The sequence below is a fragment of the Caldibacillus thermoamylovorans genome, assembly GCF_000751775.1.
Classification (GTDB): domain Bacteria; phylum Bacillota; class Bacilli; order Bacillales; family Caldibacillaceae; genus Caldifermentibacillus; species Caldifermentibacillus hisashii.
Genome location: NZ_CCRF01000069.1, coordinates 1 through 18977, shown reverse-complemented (window position 1 = coordinate 18977; position 18977 = coordinate 1). Strand labels below are relative to the sequence as shown.

The window sequence follows — 18977 nt, the reverse complement described above, 5'->3', positions numbered from 1 at the left end:
TCAACACAATTACTGTAGTGGGACTTGGGGTGACTGGCAAGTCTTTTTTTGTTTATGCACAAAAATTTAGTGCAGGACTCTGCATTTTTCCTTTGCAAAGCTCTGCACTTTTATTTTGCCATACACAGACCATGCGTTGTGGATATTAATTTTACTAATTCTTTATAATGATTATCACCTAAAAAAACCTTACAAATTAGCCCATTAATCCATAAAATCATCTTCATATTAGGAAAGACAAAACATGACTCTAACTTTTCCCGTAAACTTAGCTTAGCCAGAAGTTGTATCACAGAAAATTTTTCATATAGTAATAAACTACCATTATGTTCTTTTGTTTGATCATTGATTGACTTTAATAAGGAACCTTCTTTTTCATCTGTATAATCCTTTAAAAACTCTAAAAGTTCTGTATTCATATTGTTCAGGATATAAACTGGACTTATCCCCCAAAACCGTTTAATAATTTCAATATATTGTCGTTCAACTTTTAAATAGTGTCTATATTCATTTATATCATCCTTGGAATAATCATAAATAATTTCAAGTTTAAAAAACATTTTGTATGAAATATTGGCAAACCTACACTTTGAATAAGTAGGTTTGCTATTTTTGGGAATAAACTAACTTATATCATGCGTTTATAACGGAAAATTAGTAAAGAGTGATTAATGTGATTTTAAGACTACCATTTTACATTTTCTTAACTTATCATAAATATATAATATAATAACTGAAAAGAACCAACTATAATTGATGTGACTTGAAATGAACAGCTACCAGTTACATTCTTTGCTAGTAAATTACAATAACAATCCTGCTTAATTACCGTCGATCGAACCACTCAAAGACGGATTGTAAAAGTAATCGGACGGTATTTAGAAAGGATTGCGCTGATGAATCAATTGGTGAAACACTAACAAATATGAAGAACCTCCAAGCACATGTTCTTTGGAGGTTTTTTAATAAAAATATTTTAAAAATCAGTTTGTTGTTTCGGTTGAAGTTCTTTTTGTTCTTTTTTTTAGTCTAAAGCACCTGCTGGTTTGACAAAAAATGAGAGAATTAGACCAAGAATTGTTTATACGACCGTAAACACAAATCCGCATCGCACACCATTTGTTACAGCTGCTGTACGACTTCTATGGATCAAATAAGCTGACACTCCTGCAGATAAAAATGTTGTAGTTAGAGCAGTTGCAAATGCCACGCTGACTTGTTGAGCAGTGTTCAAAATTGCATTACCGTCAGGAGATAATTCCCTCGGCAAGTCATTTAAACCATTTGCTTGAGCAGGAGACGGTGTACAATCATAAGTAAAATATTTCCTCCTAAAACAAACAAAACAGAAGAGGAACTATTAATTTCAAAAGTATTATCGCAGCAATAATATTAAAACAAATCCAATTTGAACATTTGAACAAGCTATTTTGTCCCAAATCTATCGTGTAATTTACAGGAAACCGCTGAGACATCCCGTTGATAATTCCTGCTGGCAACAATAAAATACCGACCATCGCAGCAGCAATTAATTTCCCACTTTGCCAGTATATTGGAATTATTAGCATGGAAGACATTATTAAGCTAATTTATTCATGATGAGCAGTGTAACGATGGTAAACATTGAGTATTTGAATGCATTCACTTTCAACATTGGTTTTCTCATGGTTTAACTGTCTCAACGTAACTAGGGCGAGATTGATAAGATTTGAAAATTCTATGCCTACTTTTGTAAAATAGGTGATATAATAGGAAAAAAGGAGGGGAGAAGGGTTTATGGATGTAGAGTTATTGCAAGCTTTACGAACCGTAATAAAAGAAGAAATCGAGCCTGTTAAAAAAGATTTAGAGAATGTTAAACAGGGTTTAGAGAATGTTAAACAGGGTTTAGAGAATGTTAAACAGGAATTGCTGGTTGAAATCAGACAAGTTAAGCAACAGATAATTAAAGATATTTCTACAAGTCTTAGTCAGTATTCGAAAAATTTAGAAGAATATGTTGATAACAAAACAGAAGTATTAAATAAAAGAGTTTATAAGCTTGAAGTTGAGATGGAGCGGATAAGCCAACAATAAAAAAGCCAATGAAGGCTTTATTTTTTTGCTAATAAAGTGTAAAGTCAATTTCACAAATGCCTTTAGAAGCTTTAATTATTTTCATGCATCTTGGATAAAAATGCTTTAAGCCCCGAAATTAACCGGAGCTTAAAGAATCGAGAGTTATCTATAACCTAAAAATGATTTTGTTACCATGCAAAAACTTTTTTAATCCCAGGAGGTACAGGTGTTTCACCATAAATCTGTGCCTTTTCCAGAATTGTTGTACTATTGTCGGTGTGTTCAATCATGCATATTCAATCTTGTTCATCCCCAGAGGTCGGAGTTTTAATTTTTAGTAAGTCAATTTTTGATAGTACAGAAATCCTCATTGGAATTATAGGTAATGGAATTATTTTGTAAATAGCATTTTCCGTCTCTAGGATTAAACCACCATATTTGTAAATCTTTGCCAATTGTCCAGTTTGATTTGAGTGTTTTTTCTCCACCAGTTGGAAAATAATTACAGGCAAATTTTCCGTTTTTCTCAACACATGCTTGTTTATGTTCATCTATACTCGTTTCAACTCTTGAATTTTGTTCTGTTAAAAGATCTTGACAAGGAACACATTGACTTAAATCTCTTGATAGCAAAAAGAAGTTTAATCATACAAATGAACATCCCAACGATTGCCACAATATGGGTCAACTGGGTTAATTCCTTTAAATGCTGAATTTCCCATCATTTTTTCCACGATCGCATCGACTGTATATGTGTTGTCCGAGTATCCATTGATGAATGTAGATACGTACGGGACATCGATTAAATGATATGGATTTGCCAGGGAAACGAATACGGTCGGAATGTCTTTAGAGAACCATGGTGAATCGATGGCAATGAATGGATTGAAGTTAAGTCGCACTTGAGTACGATTGCTCTTCGTCCGATTACTCTTCGTCCGTTCAACCACAACAAATAGGGATAAAATCCGACCTTCATATTCCCGGGTGGTTGCCAACCCCGAATACATTTTTAAAGAAAACTCGGCGACTGCCGAGCCTTTAGGCGATGGCAAAGCCACAAGAGCACTTATACTTAATTCTTAAAATTTCCCACTACGTCGAATTCGCTTCTTTGCTGGAAATTTATACTTTCTTAACGTATAAAAAAAGACCGGTCCCTTTGAAAATTAAAGGAACCAGTCCCTGAAATTAGGGAGGAAATTAAATCACCCCTTGCGAAATCATCGCTTCAGCAACTTTTTTGAAGCCGGCGATGTTGGCACCGACCATTAAGTTACCGGGATGACCGTATTCAACACTAGCTTCCATGCTTGCTTGATATATATTGTGCATGATTTGTTGCAGTTTTTGATCAACTTCATCAAAAGTCCAAGACAAGCGCATGCTGTTTTGAGACATTTCTAAGGCGGAGACGGCAACCCCACCGGCATTGGCGGCTTTTGCCGGTCCATACAAGATACCATTATTTAAATAAACATTGATTGCTTCAATCGTGGATGGCATATTGGCACCTTCTGCGACAGCTTTCACACCGTTGGCGACAAGCGTTTTTGCTGATTCTTCATCAATTTCATTTTGGGTCGCACATGGAAGCGCAATATCACAAGGGATCGACCAGATTCCAGTACATCCATCATAATATTCAGCATTCGGATGGAAATCAACATATTCTTTAATCCGTTTGCATTCTACCTCTTTCAAACGTTTTACCGTGTCAAGATTAATTCCGTCCGGATCATACACATAGCCGTTGGAATCACTGCAGGCAACAACTTTTGCACCGAATTGCTGTGCTTTTTCAATGGCATAAATGGACACATTACCGGAACCGGAAACGACAACAGTTGCACCGTTAAAATCGAGTCCTTTATCTCTTAACATTTCTTGAGTAAAATAGACAAGACCATAACCTGTTGCCTCTTTACGGACGATACTTCCGCCAAATCCAAGGCTCTTGCCGGTTAGAACACCTGCTTCAAAAGCACCACGTAATTTTTTATATTGTCCAAATAAGAAGCCGATTTCTCTCGCCCCCACACCGATATCACCGGCAGGAACATCCACATCTGGTCCGATATAGCGATATAATTCAGACATAAAGCTTTGGCAAAAACGCATAATTTCAGCATCGGATTTTCCTTTAGGATCAAAATCCGAACCGCCTTTTCCACCGCCAATTGGTTGTCCGGTTAAAGCATTTTTAAATATTTGTTCGAAACCTAAAAACTTAATAATGCTCCCATTTACAGAAGGATGGAAACGTAACCCGCCTTTATAGGGACCGAGTGCACTGTTGAATTGAACACGAAATCCGCGATTCACTTGTACATTTCCTTGATCATCTACCCAAGGAACCCGGAAAGTAATCATTTTTTCAGGTTCAACAATTCGTTCCAAAATATTATGTTGTATATAAAGCGGTTCTTTAGCAAAAAGAGGAATAAGGGAATCAAATATTTCTTTTACGGCTTGTTGAAATTCAAATTCATAGGCATTTCGTTTTTTAACTGTTTCAAAAACATTGTTGACATATTCAGTCGCCACTTTTAATTCGTCATTGATTATTGATGTTGTACTCAAGCGAATCAATCTCCTCGTTATATATTATGTGAATTCATTATTTCATGAGCGTTTTTTCATACAATTTGTCTATCTGAAAATTTTGTGTATAGAAAAATTTTATAACTAGAAATTAATCTAATCAATATAAAAAGGAGATGAAATTAATATGTAAATTAGATTGATTGTCATTTTTTGTTTAATTTATTTCTCGTTAGCGAATTTATATGCAGACTTTTACATAATATTGGTAAACAGCACATAGCTTACATCAAATTAAAATTACTTTGACTTTTTACTGACTTATTTGTGTGATAATGTATAGAAGGAAAAGAAAGAGTACGGAATTGCATTAGGTTTTCAGGAGGTAGCACCGATGAAAATTTTAGTCGTTGAAGATGAATATGCAATTAGACAAGTATGAAAGGCATCTTTCAAAAGGTAGATTATGAGGTAGTCCAAGCTTTGATGGCGATGAAGCCGTAGAGAAATTTCATAAATATTAGGTAAAGCCGTTTCAACATCTCTTTTTTCTTGAAAATAATCCTAAATTACATAAAGGGCTATCCAAAAGAAACCGGTTTGATTTATGAGTTAAGCCTTACTTTTGGAATAGCCCTTTTTTAATACTTATGAATCAAAAAATTACTTCTTGTTTTGTTTTTTATTTTTCTTCGGATTATCAGCTAAAAAAGCAGTTTCCTCTTCATGATCGTTACGAATTTGCTCAATACTTGAGTTTTGAATTCCTTTTTTTGCCATGATCCTCACCACCTTTATGTTTATTTTGGCAAATAGAACAAATATCATTCATCTATTACAGAATTGCAAGGGAAAAATGGTTCATTCTAAGTTATTGATATTATAGGAATTTTGACTCAATTTTAAATTTAATGTTGAAAACGCTTCCAAAAATAGTTATTATTAGTACTGTATATTCTAAAAATTAAAATAGTAGAGGTGGTTTTAATTTGAAAACATTGCAGAAACTATTCATTACAGCAGTGTTCTTATTTTCTGTTTTTGCCGTTTCCTTATCTATTCAGCCGGAACAACAAGTCCGTGCGGAAACGAGTGGAAATGATTATCCGATTGTCCTCGTTCACGGTTTAGGAGGGTGGGGAAAAGGTGAATTTTTAGGTTATCGGTACTGGGGAGGATTGAAAGATATTGAGTTTTATTTAAACCAAACCGGTCATAGAACGTATGTAGCAACAGTTGGTCCGGTTTCAAGTAACTGGGACCGTGCAGTAGAACTCTATTATTATATTAAAGGCGGTACGGTTGATTATGGTGCTGCTCACGCAAAGGAACACGGTCATGCTCGATTTGGACGAACATATCCGGGAATATACGGCCAATGGGATGAAACGAATAAAATTCATCTGATTGGTCACAGTATGGGTGGACAAACATCTAGAATGTTAGTAGAATTGCTGAAAAGTGGTAGTCAAAAGGAACAAGAATATTACAGCCAACATCCTGAAGAAGGAATCTCTCCTTTATTTACAGGTGGAAAAAATTGGGTTCACAGTGTAACGAGCCTGGCAACTCCGCATAATGGTTCAACTTTTGCAGACCAAGAACAAATCGTTTCCTTTATTAAAGATTTCATTATTCATCTAGCAAGTGCAGCCGGGCAGAAACAAGAAAGTTTAATCTATGATTTTAAATTAGACCAATGGGGATTAAAACGTCAACCGGGTGAATCTTTTCATGCATATATGAATCGTGTAATGACAAGTCCGATTTGGCAAAGTAACGATATTAGTGCCTATGACTTAACTACCTTTGGGGCTCAAGAATTGAATCAATGGATGAAAACGTATCCGGATGTTTATTATTTGTCTTACACAGGAAACGCTTCTTATCGCGGGGTTGTTACCGGAAACTATTATCCAATCGGAACAATGCATCCATTGTTTACACTGATTAGTATGCAAATGGGCTCATATACCAGACAAAGCCCGGCACCTGTCATTGATCGCAGCTGGTTACCAAATGATGGAATTGTAAATGTGGTATCTGCAAAATATCCGTTTGGTCATCCAAATAGCCCATATGACGGTGCGATAAAACAAGGTGTTTGGAATTCATTCCCTGTAATGGAAGGCTGGGACCATATGGATTTTATTAATTTTATTGGATCCAATACACCCGGTTATTTTTCCATTTACGGATATTATAATGATGTAGCAAATCGAGTACATTCGTTACCTAAATAATATACTGGAATTGGAAGCAGACACCCAAGAATGTTATTATTGGTCAACATTCTTGGGTGTCTATTAGTTAGTAAGGGAGATTAGTGATTTATGATTGAGTTATCGAGAGAATTGTCAATTTAATAATAATTAGTTTGATGGAATAAGGTGAAGTAAAAAAATAATTTATAAAGTAGGAGTTATTATGCAAAAGATAAACTTTGCCATTTTTGATATGGATGGATTACTATTTGATACTGAGCGCCCCTCATTTTTAGCTATGAAAAAGACTGCCGAAAAAGCAGGGTTTAAATTTTCTATAGAAACGTATAAAAAATTAATTGGTGTTAGTAAACCTACATCAAATCAAATTCTTCATAATCTATACGGGGAAGAGTTTTTTAAGAAAAATGTTTTAGATCATTTTCAAGAGGAATTCAATAAAACAGTAGCTGAAGAGGGAATTACCATTAAAAAGGGTGCTTTGGAATTATTAGAAGTATTGGAAGAAAAAGGATTTAAAAAGTGTATAGCTTCGTCAAGTAATAGAGAAGTCATTGAAAATTATTTAGCTATTACCGGATTGGAGGATAGATTCGATTTTTATTTAAGCGGAAGAGAAGTTAAAAAAGGAAAACCTCACCCGGATATTTTTCTTGAAGCGTGTAAACGTGGTGGAGTAGATCCAGAAAAAGCACTTGTTCTGGAGGATTCATTTCATGGTTTCCGTGCAGCAATAAGGGCAAATATTCGTTGCATCATTGTCCCAGATTTAGTCGAGCCGAATGAGGAAATGAAACAAGGAGCTTATCGTATCTGTTCAGATTTAGCTGAAGTAGCGGAATTGATAAGGACCGAAAAATTATAGAAAGACAATAATACAAAAGAATGGATTATAAAATGTAAACACACATGAAAATGAGAACTGTTACCGCTTCAAAAACAGTTCTCATTTTTCCTTAATTAACCGTGAGAGCCCTTAAATCCTCATTCTTACATGAGTTTGCATGGTTCACTTGGCTCAAGAGATACCGTTTTACAACCTCTTTTCTAATTATGAAAATTTACATGTAATTTTACGAGATTCACTTAGCTCAAGAGTGGCTACACTTAAATCCTCTTCCTTATATGAAAGTTTGCATGTAATAGGGGCCAATTCTCCGGAAATTCCGGACCAAGTACCCAATAACTTATCCCGCGAAGATTGTATTCCTTTACAGTGTCATATTTTGCTTGCATACTTCTGGCATCTTCAAACCAGACTTCATGTTGTTGACCCGATTCGTCTGTGTAGCGGAAGAACGGAGATTGATAGGTTTCATGATATTGAATCGGAACGCCATATTTTGCTGCAAGATTGACGGCTTCTCTAGGACCGACTGTTCTTGCATAAGTTCCTTGAACCCACGGGATTTTCCAGTCACGGCCATAGAGCGGGACACCCATAAGAATTTTGTTGCGAGGAATGGCAGTTACCGCATAATCGAGTACTCTTCTAACTTGATTTATCGGCGCAATAGCCCAAGGTCTCCCACCAGCCCAACCCCATTCATACGTCATAGGTATGACAAAATCGACCAGTTCACCATGGGCAGCGTAATCATGTGCTTCATATAACAATCCCGGTTGATCAGCACTAATTTTCGGTGCCAGCGCTGTGGAGACCGTGAATCCTTCCGGGTGTAAACGGCCAACTACCCGACGAAGGAAATTATTATAATTTTCCCGATCTTCCGGATACACATATTCAAAATCAATGGTTATGCCTGTATATCCTTTGCTTCTCAACGTTTGTAAAATATTTGTGATTAAAGTATTTTGGAGATCGGGATTTCTTAAAATGAGCGCTGCCCGGTCGGAGCTAAACCTTCTGCCGACAAAATTAGTAAGGACAAGAAGTGGAGCAACATTGTTATTTCGAGCTACACGAATAATCGGTTCATCATTTAATGTGGAAATTTGACCATTCTCCATTACCCCGTGACTAAAAGGACTAATATAAGTAAAACTTGGTGTTAAAGGTGCAACAAGATTGGCTCCTGCTTCATTCATCGTTGTTACATAAGCATTAACTTCAATCGTAGGTTTTGGCATCTCAGGAATTCTTAATCTTTGTCCGCTAAAAATGAGTGCTGCATTTTGGATATTATTCGCTTGGACAATTGCCGCAACTGTTGTCCCGTAACGACTGGCAATGGAATACAATGTTTCACCCGGTTGAACCGTATGATAGGTGACCGGTATCGTTAACACTTGCCCGACATAGATGTTTGATGGTTCTGTTAATCGGTTTGTCTCAACAAGATTCTGTAATGCGACCCCGAAACGGTTAGCAATTGACCATAGCGTATCACCGGACTGTATGACATATTGTTGATATGGCGGAGGAATGACTAATGCTTCACCAATGACCAACTGATTCGGGTTCGAGAGCCCATTTGCTGCAACGATTTGATTAACTGTTGTCCCGTACATTTGTGCTATGCGCCAAAGATTATCTCCGCTTCGAACAACATGTATCTTCATTACTGTCACCTCACAAAAGAACTTTCTTATTACCATATTCTTCATTTTGATGTTTTGCGACAAGAAAATGGGCAGAATGAATGTTGTCTTGGCCACCGGTATTTCGGGAAAATTTCCAAACAATTGTATAATACTGTTCTATAAATAAAACATTGATGTATCTTATACAAATTTTATCCCCATTATTTTAAGTAAAAGTTATAAATCAAAGTGGATTTCACTTCATCAGACAGACTTTTATGTTCCCGCTCCCGATGAATTACAAGGCGAAGAAATTTTTTCGTAGGCTCGTCCACCTCGTTTAGCTTCTATATGCCCGCTTCCCGTAAATTACAAGGCGGTTATTGTTTCAAATGAAAAAAGCTCTATTTTTGTGTTTTTAAAAGTATATTAAAAGATTAGTTATGTATTTTCCACAAATTCTGTATTATAATAAAAATTAACTCTTAATCTGAAAGACAATCATTAATAAGACAGGTGAAGCAGAATGATTAGAAAACTGACAGTCCAAGACCATAAAACTGTTATGAATTTTTTAAGTGAAGAACCGTCCATCAATTTATTTATTATTGGGGATATCGAGGCATTTGGATATGAGACGGATTTCCAAGAATTATGGGGAGAATTTCATGAAGATGGCAAACTTAACGCTATTCTTTTACGATATTTCGAATCATTTATCCCCTATGCAAAAGGAGAATTTGACGTTCAAGGGTTTGCCGATCTTATTTGTAACTACTCAGCAACACCGGTCATGTCCGGGAAAGCTTCTATTGTTGAGCAATTTGAACATGTGAAAGGGATTGAATTGGGTCCGAAGAAGGCCACCTTTTTTGCGGAGTGCCGGGAACTCACCCCCATTAATCATACTGAATATAATATAAAGATTGCTACAATCGATGATGTTGATCGAATTTTAAATCTGCGGATGCAAATTGATGAGTTTTCTTTAAGCAAAGAGGGGAGAAAAATGATTGTCCAAGATATCGAAAACGGGACCGGACGAACTTATTTTATTGAAGATAATAAACAGATCATTGCCTGTGCCTCAACTGCAGCGGAAAATTCTGCCTCTGCGATGATTGTCGGTGTTTGTACTCATAAAAATTTCCGCAATAACGGACTGGCAACAGCAATCATGCAAAAATTAATCGGGGATGTACTTGCTGAAGGTCGAATCCTTTGCTTGTTTTATGATAACCCTGTGGCGGGTAGAATTTACAAACGTCTCGGATTTCAGGATATCGGCAAATGGACAATGTATCGAAAAAAACAAGACCACCATAAAAAATAAATAACCCGTTTTTCCCGGATTGATGCGAATTAATAAGTTGCATCATACTAAAAAGAAGAATTAAAGGCGCTTGCTTATAAGAGGATTAGGGCTGACCACAAAAAGTTAGTATTTAATAACTTTTACGGTCAGCCCCCTATTTTTTTACTTAATCGAACAGAAAAGGTTCGGTTTGAAATTTTAAATCTTAGTTAAAACAAAACCACAAGTTGAATCGATTTTGTGGTTTTTTCTTTCTTTATAGTATAAGAAAGTATAAAAATACAGGTAAATAACTCGGGATTAGTTTTATTGTCTAGCTCCGAGCGCCAGCGACTGAGAAACTAACTCCCCTTTAATGTGCTCCTGCGCCATAGCCTATTCGAGGAAGCGGATGTTCAGCTCGTCGCAAAGCTTCATGAAGTATATCAAGGAAGATTACTCATGAAGTTCACTCTAGGAGTAGCTTCACTACGATAAGTCAACATCGGCTCGTCCCTCGCCGTGTTTCCTTTTCCTTAGAAAAAGCTACTCGCTTTTTCTTCGTGCGAGGCTTATTCAAGGAAGATTATTCAGAGTCCTCGAAAATGCATTCGCATTTTCTTCGCGCGATGCCTATTCGGGGAAGCAAATCTGTTCTCATTGCGGGGCGCTCCAGTTTGTACGTCGCTAAGCGGGCGCTCTGCGCTTTTCTTATCATCCCACTAAGAGAAAGACGTAATTGTTCAGAACTTATATATGAAATTAAGGAAAGTATGGGTTTTATATCGCATAAAATGGCATTGTGTTCCTGTTTAGTATAAGGGCAGATTTGGATACAATACAATATAAGGGCATTGGCCGGTAATCATCGGTGGAATGCTCTTCTCTATGATAATTGGTGTTATATTTGGTATTTTGCCTGCGAATAAGGCATCAAGACTTGATCCAGTTGAATCAATGCGATATGAGTGACCAAAATGATACATTGTGTATCAAAAAGGGGAAGTAAATGATTAAGTTAACTTTTCTCCTTGCTTCAATTTCTTGTTATCGTCCCAAATATTTTTTGCTTAAAGTAAGAAGACACAGTATAATATTTTTATTAAGAGAAAGAAATGGAGCAGATTAAATGGTCCAATCAATCAATACAAAAGTCGATTTAGTTATTGATGCAACCTCGCATTTGGGACTTCCGGAGTATGGTAAGATCATGATCGGAGACAAGGGATTTGAATTCTACAATGATCGTGATGCCCGTAAGTTTATTCAAATTCCTTGGGAAGAAGTTGATTACGTGATCGCTTCCGTCATGTTCAAAGGGAAATGGATCCCACGTTACGCGATCCAAACGAAGCGAAATGGAACGTTTTCATTTTCCTCAAAAGAACCGAAAAAAGTATTGCGGGCAATTCGTGAATACGTTGACCCGAATCAAATGGTCCAATCATTAAGTTTCTTTGATGTTGTTAAACGCGGTCTAAAGAGTAAATTTAAAAAGTAATTGTTTTACATGGCAAGACAGGTTAGAAGAATTTTTGTTTTAAACGTGAAAGGATATACTCCTAGCAAAGATGAAAATTTGACAGGGAGGAAAACGGAAAATATTTTTCCTCTTGAAAGAAGAATATTTGGTGTGCTATAATTTTTATGGAAGCTCATTAAAGTGATACATTGAACATTTAAAAAGAATCTATTTGTTGCAAAGGCTGTTTACCGTTCCTTTATTTACAGTGTTTGCAAAAAACAATTGAATACTTTAGCTATTATATTTTACGTGTTACTGATTCGATCAGGCATGAGTGAATAGTTTTGATTGAAATGAAAATTATGGGCATTCTATAAACATAACTTCATTTTAATCGGCTTTTTACTCATGCTTTTTTGTTTTTAGTTGAAACTGTAATCGCTTTAGATGAGCTGAAAAGATACAGCTAAAAAAGTACTTTGGTAGATTTTACCATGTCCTTTTACTGTACCAATAATCATAGAGGAGGTAAGAAGATGGTAGGAATTATCATTGCTAGTCACGGTGATTTCGCCAATGGTATCTTGCAATCCGGAGAGATGATCTTTGGAAAACAAGAAAATGTAAAAGCAGTTACATTGATGCCAAGCGAAGGACCTGATGATGTAAAAGCAAAAATGAAAGAAGCAATCGCCTCTTTCGACAACCAAGACGAAATATTATTTTTAGTCGATCTTTGGGGTGGAACCCCTTTCAACCAGGCCAATAGCTTGTTTGAAGAACACAAAGACAAATGGGCAATCGTTGCTGGTATGAACTTGCCAATGTTGATTGAAGTTTTTGCATCACGCTTATCCATGAACTCAGCACGTGAAATTGCTGCACATATTTTGGGCACAGCTAAAGAAGGGGTTAAAGTAAGACCTGAAGAATTAGAACCGGCAACACCTGCTGCTGCATCTGCTCGTCGACCATCGAATGCAGGTGCCCCTGGTAAATTTGAATACGTGTTAGCACGTATTGACACTCGTTTACTTCACGGACAAGTAGCAACTACTTGGACAAGAACAACACAACCTACTCGTATCATCATTGTATCTGATGCGGTAGCAAAGGATGATCTTCGTAAGAAATTAATCAAACAGGCTGCTCCACCGGGCGTCAAGGCACACGTTGTTCCTGTCAAGAAAATGATCGAACTTGCAAAAGATGATCAACATTTCGGCGGCCAGCGCGCAATGCTTCTTTTTGAAAACCCGCAAGATGTGCTTAGAGCGGTTGAAGGTGGCGTTCCATTAAAGACAATTAATGTTGGTTCGATGGCACACTCACCTGGTAAAGTTCAACCGAATAAGGTGTTAGCCTTTAGCCAAGATGATATTGATACTTTCAATAAGTTAAAAGAACTTGGTTTGAAATTCGATGTACGTAAAGTTCCGAACGATACAAAAGGCGACATGGATGCAATTCTCAAGAAGGCTCAAGAGGAGTTAAACAAGAAAAAATAATCCTGATTATTAGAAGAAAAGGGAGGATTAATAATATGGATCTGAATATTATTCAAATAATATTAGTCTTTATCGTAGCGTTTTTAGCCGGTATGGAAGGAATTTTGGATGAATTCCACTTCCACCAACCAATCATTGCCTGTACGCTAATCGGCTTAGTAACAGGAAACTTAGTACCATGTCTTATCTTAGGCGGTACCCTTCAAATGATCGCTTTAGGCTGGGCAAACATCGGAGCTGCCGTAGCACCGGATGCTGCATTAGCCTCAGTCGCATCCGCAATTATTTTAGTTTTAGGTGGACAAGGTCGAGAAGGTGTATCTTCTGCAATTGCGATTGCTGTTCCGCTTGCAGTTGCAGGTTTATTGTTGACAATCATCGTACGTACGATTGCAACAGCATTTGTCCACTTTATGGATGCTGCAGCTAAAGAGGGGAACTTCAGAAAGGTTGAATTTTGGCATATCATTGCTATCTGTATGCAAGGATTACGGATTGCAATTCCAGCTATATTAATTGTGGCTATTGGTGCAGGTCCGGTTAGAAACTTGCTCGAATCTATGCCAAATTGGTTGACAGATGGTTTAGCAATCGGCGGGGGAATGGTTGTAGCCGTTGGTTATGCAATGGTTATTAACATGATGGCAACAAAAGAAGTCTGGCCGTTCTTTGCCATTGGTTTCGTATTAGCGACTGTTTCAGATATTACACTTATCGGTCTTGGTGCTATCGGTGTGGCTCTTGCACTTATCTATATTGCTCTTTCTAAACAAGGCGGTTCAGGTAATGGAGGAAACGGTAATTTTGGTGATCCATTAGGCGACATTATTGATAATTACTAAGAAGGAGGCGGACATAGAAATGGCAGAACAAATAAAATTATCTAAAAAAGATCGTATTTCTATTTGGTGGCGTTCAACTTTCATTCAAGGTTCTTGGAACTATGAACGTATGCAAAACGGTGGTTGGGCATTTACAATGATTCCAGCCATCAAAAAATTATATAAAACAAAAGAAGATCGTGCAGCTGCACTACAACGTCATTTGGAGTTCTTTAACACTCACCCGTACGTAGCTTCACCTATAATAGGTGTTACTTTAGCACTTGAAGAAGAACGTGCAAATGGCGCCCCTGTTGATGATGTAGCCATTCAAGGGGTTAAAGTCGGGATGATGGGACCTTTAGCAGGTATTGGAGATCCGGTTTTCTGGTTCACGGTAAAACCAATCCTTGGTGCATTAGCAGCTTCTCTTGCAATGACCGGAAACATACTTGGACCAATTCTTTACTTTGTTCTTTGGAACGTTATTCGTATGCTGTTTATGTGGTATACGCAAGAATTTGGTTATAAAGCCGGTTCAAGAATTACTGACGACTTATCTGGCGGATTGCTGCAAGATATTACAAAAGGTGCATCGATCCTCGGTATGTTCATCCTTGGTTCATTAGTTAACCGATGGGTATCTGTACAATTCACGCCAGTAGTATCTGAAGTAAAACTTGACAAAGGAGCTTATATTGATTGGGATAAATTACCTTCTGGAGCGGAAGGAATTAGAACTGCTTTGGAACAGCAAGCTGCAGGTCTTTCATTGAGTGATGTGAAAGTAACAACTTTACAAAACAACTTAGATAGCTTAATTCCCGGTTTAGCCGGTTTGCTGTTAACACTTCTTTGCATGTGGTTACTTAAGAAGAAAGTTTCTCCAATTGTTATGATTCTAGGATTGTTCGTGGTTGGTATCGTCTTCCACTTAATCCACTTAATGTAATAAATATAAGACGAATTCAAACAAAGCATAAAGCATCTCCTTATATGATAGGACTATCATTATAAGGAGGTGCTTTTTCTATGCCTAAGCCCCTCGTATCATTCCATACCGAAAAAAACTTCTGCAACAAATTAAGTTAAACTTGCACGATCAAATACCAAAATTAATAAGTACATCATCCAAACGGTCAATTTTTCATCCTATTCCAAAACGATTATACGTAATTTTAGGTTTTAACTATTTTAGTATGGTGCAAGACGTAAAAGTGAATTGCAGATCTGATAGGCAAGGTGGAGCAGGGATGTGACGACGCCTTTCAAAACACTTAATTGGCATTTTACGAGGTCACTGAAAAAGCGGTAAATAATTATAAAATTACTTGCTAAACAGCATATTTAGACGTGTTTTTGTGGTTTATACTAATTTATACTGTGTAAGTGAACTTATTCGAATTGTTTTTCAGTGGCGTCGCATTTTACCTTGCTTTTGGCAATTTCCCTCAGGGGGGTTCCGGAAAATTCAATAAAAAATTTGACAATAGATGGTACCTATTTCTTTTAATGATTCAGAAACAACAGGATAAACTAATCAAAGCTGACCTTCCAAAAATGTTTGGAAGATAGTGGAAGCATTTATTAGTAAATTGACATAAAATATCGTTTCTGAGAGGTTATTAAGGATGAGAAATGGGTGGAAGATTTTTACTCAAGATATAAAAAGTATTTGTACAAATTGGGTTGCTGCAATCATTATCGCCGGACTAATCATATTACCTTCTCTTTATGCTTGGTTCAATATTAAAGCATCTTGGGATCCATATGGACAAACTGGTCAAATTCCAATTGGTGTTGTCAATGAAGATAAAGGGGCTGAAGTTCGCGGGGAAAAAATTGAAGTTGGTAATGAGCTAGTCCAAACATTAAAAAACAATAAAAAAATGGGTTGGCGCTTTGTTAATCGCGAAAAAGCAATGGAAAAACTGAAGTATGGTGATTATTATGCTGTCATTGTTATACCGGAAAATTTTTCAAAACGATTGGCAACAGTAATAAGCAAAAAACCGCAAAAAGCAGAAATAGATTACTATGTGAATGAGAAAATAAATGCGATTGCTCCAAAAATTACAGAGAAAGGTGCCAGTGTGATTGTTCAACAAATAAGTAGCAATTTTATTTCTCTTGTAAATAAGACCATTTTCGACATATTTAACGAATTAGGAATTGAATTGCAAAAAGACTTACCTGATATTAAAAAATTTGAAAGTTATCTATTTACAATTGAAAGTAATTTACCGGAGATTTACCAACTTTTAAATGATACAACAAATGATGCAAACCGAGCCAGTCAATTGATAACAAAAGCCAAAACCATTTTGCCGCAAGTAAAGGAAGCAACAAATAAAAGTCTACGAACTATAGATGATACTTCACAATTTATTGACCAAGCCGAAGCAAGATTAGATGAAATGAAACCTATAATCGAGCAAAATATCGCTAAAATCATGAAATTGCATGATAAAACGAATGAATTAATACAAAATATTGATTTATCAACAATACCGACAGATAAGAAGCAATCGTTGAGTCAAACGATCATAGAGAAAAATGAATCCATTGGCCAAGCAATTGAAACGATTGAAACCACATTAAATAACCTAAAAGACCTGAACCAAACGGAAGCGCCAGAGTTAAATGAGGCATTGTCGTCTTTGGATAATGTAAAAGGGGATTACCAAGTACTTAAAAATCAAGCAGAGCAATTAGATACATTGATTCGAGACAATCAGAACGAAATAGATAAATTTTTTAAAGCAATGAAAGGAAATGCAGAGTCAATAAAAGGTCATGTAGAAGCGTTTGCTAAAGATTATCGAGATGTACTGGAACCATTCATAACAAAGACGGTAGGGGACGTGAAATCAACATTAACGGAAGCACGAAATATATTAACTGAGATCCAATCAACATTACCGGAAGTACAGGGTGTACTTAATCGAACGGATAAAAACCTCTCGGAAGGGCGAGAAATGCTCACCTATGTTACAAATCAATTTCCGTTTATTAACGATAAAGTGATACATCTAGCTGATAAATTACGAAAAATAAAAGGTGAAACAGATATTAATGAAATTATTGATCTCCTTCAACATGACCCGGAATCAGAAAAAAATTTTTTTGCTGAACCTGTTAAATTAAAAGAAAATAGTGTCTTTTCTATTCCAAATTATGGAACGGGAATGACTCCATTTTATACAGTACTTGCAATTTGGGTCGGTGGGTTATTATTAATCTCGCTTATATCCACAGATATTCATCATACAGAAGGATTTAAAACAAAAGATATATATATCGGTCGTTTATTAACGTTTTTAAGTATTGGATTTCTTCAGTCAATAATTGTGACATTAGGAGATATATTTATACTACATGTGAAACTTGTTGAACCTTTTTGGTTTGTTTTATTTGGGATTTTTTGTAGTGTTATTTTTATAACGATTGTGTATACTTTAGTTTCCGTTTTTGGCGATGTCGGGAAAGCCTTAGCAATTATTATGTTAGTACTTCAAATTGCAGGATCGGGAGGAACCTATCCAGTCGTGTTATTACCTGAGTTTTTCCAAAAAATAAACCCGTTCTTGCCCTTCACATATGCAATTGATATTATGCGTGAGGCAACGGGTGGTATAATATGGAGAAGAGTTGGAATGGATCTTCTTTATCTTCTAATTTTTGGATTGTTTGCCTTCATTTTTGGTGGTTATCTAAAAAATCTTATTAATGAAAAGACAAAAAGTTTAAGAAGAAAGGCAAAAGAGTCCGGTATCTTTCATTAAGGTGGAATGAAAAGCTGATTAGCCTCAAAAAGTTTCGTCCAGACAAACAAGAGAAAGAGAATAATTTCATCGTTGACCTTAGCCCTAAATCTGGAAAAATTTGGAACTAAAGCAACGAAAAGGCCTTACAATATTAACCTAGACGAATGTGGTGTGATTTGATTCAAGCGATTGCGAGCTCACACTAAATTTTAGGTTCTGCAATTTTTGCAAAAAGGGAAACTTTGGTTTATGAGTTTCCCGTTTTTTCTTTTGTTGTGACTGCGTTGATTATGCACATAGGGTCTTTTTCTAAAGAATAATCATTCAACTTTTTCAATAAACACCACATTGATTTGAAGTGGGTCAGATTCACGCACTTCTCCGTCATACCCGACTTTAACTTTATCCCCGACATGAAAAGTGGTTTCACTATTCTTTGAAAGATCCACATGTACTCTGCTTCCGGATTTAGTGATTTCCCCTTCGTCAATATGAACAAGAGCAGTTTGATCATATATTTCAGTAATAGTTCCTGTAAATGTGGATGTAACGTCACTCGTTATTGGTTTATTGTCAGTATTATTACATGCAATGAGTAGAATGATTAAAAAGCTTGAAAATAAAATCCAAATTTTCCTGATCAAAATACATCCCCCCTCCATCTCGGAATTTTTATTACTTACGTTTCATACCTTAGAAAATCAATAAAATTGACGAAACCCGTTCTTGTCACCATTTTAAGGCAAAAATTCAATTTTTGACCACAGACTTATTCTCGTCGGAAATTTTAAGCGAGCAACCTCCTTTTTTG

The 18977-nt window shown here is 36.3% G+C and carries 16 protein-coding genes and 1 pseudogene; 10 read left to right on the top strand and 7 right to left on the bottom strand.

Going from position 1 to position 18977, the window contains the following annotated elements; translation table 11 throughout:
* Positions 1 to 1081: 1081 nt before the first annotated feature.
* Positions 1082 to 1270, bottom strand: a complete 189-nt coding sequence (locus BT1A1_RS19340) for a hypothetical protein (RefSeq protein WP_231553331.1) — start codon at positions 1268 to 1270, stop codon at positions 1082 to 1084.
* 506 nt (positions 1271 to 1776) lie between these two features.
* Here BT1A1_RS19340 and BT1A1_RS12350 point away from each other — a divergent pair.
* Positions 1777 to 2076: a hypothetical protein gene (locus tag BT1A1_RS12350; protein WP_034771747.1), complete on the top strand. Its 300-nt coding sequence runs from the start codon at positions 1777 to 1779 to the stop codon at positions 2074 to 2076.
* A gap of 324 nt (positions 2077 to 2400) precedes the next feature.
* On the opposite strand, the gene BT1A1_RS12345 is transcribed toward BT1A1_RS12350, so the two are convergent.
* From BT1A1_RS12345 to BT1A1_RS12330, 4 genes are all read right to left on the bottom strand, one after another.
* Positions 2401 to 2691 carry a putative collagen-binding domain-containing protein gene (locus BT1A1_RS12345; RefSeq protein WP_072012698.1) on the bottom strand — a complete coding sequence of 97 codons (291 nt, stop codon included), beginning with the start codon at positions 2689 to 2691 and terminating at the stop codon, positions 2401 to 2403.
* An 8-nt stretch (positions 2692 to 2699) separates the two neighbouring features.
* Positions 2700 to 3119, bottom strand: coding sequence for a hypothetical protein (locus BT1A1_RS12340; protein WP_034771742.1), 420 nt, complete (start codon positions 3117 to 3119; stop codon positions 2700 to 2702).
* Between the two features lie 142 nt (positions 3120 to 3261).
* A complete protein-coding gene (gene gdhA / locus BT1A1_RS12335; RefSeq protein ID WP_419468905.1) occupies positions 3262 to 4641 on the bottom strand; it encodes an NADP-specific glutamate dehydrogenase in 1380 nt (459 codons plus the stop codon).
* Between the two features lie 624 nt (positions 4642 to 5265).
* Positions 5266 to 5382, bottom strand: a complete 117-nt coding sequence (locus BT1A1_RS12330; protein ID WP_034771741.1) for a hypothetical protein — start codon at positions 5380 to 5382, stop codon at positions 5266 to 5268.
* A gap of 218 nt (positions 5383 to 5600) precedes the next feature.
* Here BT1A1_RS12330 and BT1A1_RS12325 point away from each other — a divergent pair, with 218 nt between their 5' ends.
* Together BT1A1_RS12325 and BT1A1_RS12320 are read left to right on the top strand one after the other, a co-directional pair.
* Positions 5601 to 6845 (top strand): esterase/lipase family protein, encoded by a 1245-nt coding sequence (locus BT1A1_RS12325; protein WP_156103228.1) that lies wholly within the window; start codon positions 5601 to 5603, stop codon positions 6843 to 6845.
* Positions 6846 to 7059: 214 nt separating this feature from the next.
* Positions 7060 to 7692, top strand: coding sequence for an HAD family hydrolase (locus BT1A1_RS12320; protein ID WP_231553330.1), 633 nt, complete (start codon positions 7060 to 7062; stop codon positions 7690 to 7692).
* A 242-nt stretch (positions 7693 to 7934) separates the two neighbouring features.
* On the opposite strand, the gene BT1A1_RS12315 is transcribed toward BT1A1_RS12320, so the two are convergent.
* On the bottom strand, positions 7935 to 9350 hold the full coding sequence (locus BT1A1_RS12315) for a glycoside hydrolase family 18 protein (protein WP_034771739.1): 1416 nt from the start codon (positions 9348 to 9350) through the stop codon (positions 7935 to 7937).
* Between the two features lie 487 nt (positions 9351 to 9837).
* Between BT1A1_RS12315 and BT1A1_RS12310 the strand changes: the two genes are divergently transcribed.
* The 7 genes and pseudogenes from BT1A1_RS12310 (at position 9838) to BT1A1_RS12285 (ending at position 18184) form a co-directional block, all read left to right on the top strand.
* A complete protein-coding gene (locus tag BT1A1_RS12310; protein ID WP_034771738.1) occupies positions 9838 to 10644 on the top strand; it encodes a GNAT family N-acetyltransferase in 807 nt (268 codons plus the stop codon).
* Between the two features lie 816 nt (positions 10645 to 11460).
* Positions 11461 to 11577: pseudogene (locus BT1A1_RS19095) on the top strand (ABC transporter permease); the annotation flags it as partial.
* A 157-nt stretch (positions 11578 to 11734) separates the two neighbouring features.
* Positions 11735 to 12106: a DUF956 family protein gene (locus tag BT1A1_RS12305; RefSeq protein WP_034771736.1), complete on the top strand. Its 372-nt coding sequence runs from the start codon at positions 11735 to 11737 to the stop codon at positions 12104 to 12106.
* A 500-nt stretch (positions 12107 to 12606) separates the two neighbouring features.
* Positions 12607 to 13578: a mannose/fructose/sorbose PTS transporter subunit IIA gene (locus BT1A1_RS12300; RefSeq protein WP_034771734.1), complete on the top strand. Its 972-nt coding sequence runs from the start codon at positions 12607 to 12609 to the stop codon at positions 13576 to 13578.
* Positions 13579 to 13613: 35 nt separating this feature from the next.
* Entirely contained in the window at positions 13614 to 14420 is an 807-nt protein-coding gene (locus BT1A1_RS12295; protein ID WP_034771733.1) for a PTS mannose/fructose/sorbose transporter subunit IIC, read from the top strand.
* A gap of 19 nt (positions 14421 to 14439) precedes the next feature.
* A complete protein-coding gene (locus tag BT1A1_RS12290) occupies positions 14440 to 15351 on the top strand; it encodes a PTS system mannose/fructose/sorbose family transporter subunit IID (protein WP_034771732.1) in 912 nt (303 codons plus the stop codon).
* Between the two features lie 679 nt (positions 15352 to 16030).
* Positions 16031 to 18184, top strand: coding sequence for a YhgE/Pip domain-containing protein (locus tag BT1A1_RS12285; RefSeq protein WP_034771731.1), 2154 nt, complete (start codon positions 16031 to 16033; stop codon positions 18182 to 18184).
* Positions 18185 to 18486: 302 nt separating this feature from the next.
* Here the strand turns inward: BT1A1_RS12285 and BT1A1_RS12280 are convergent, their stop codons facing one another.
* Positions 18487 to 18810: a DUF3221 domain-containing protein gene (locus BT1A1_RS12280; RefSeq protein WP_034771730.1), complete on the bottom strand. Its 324-nt coding sequence runs from the start codon at positions 18808 to 18810 to the stop codon at positions 18487 to 18489.
* Positions 18811 to 18977 lie beyond the last annotated feature (167 nt).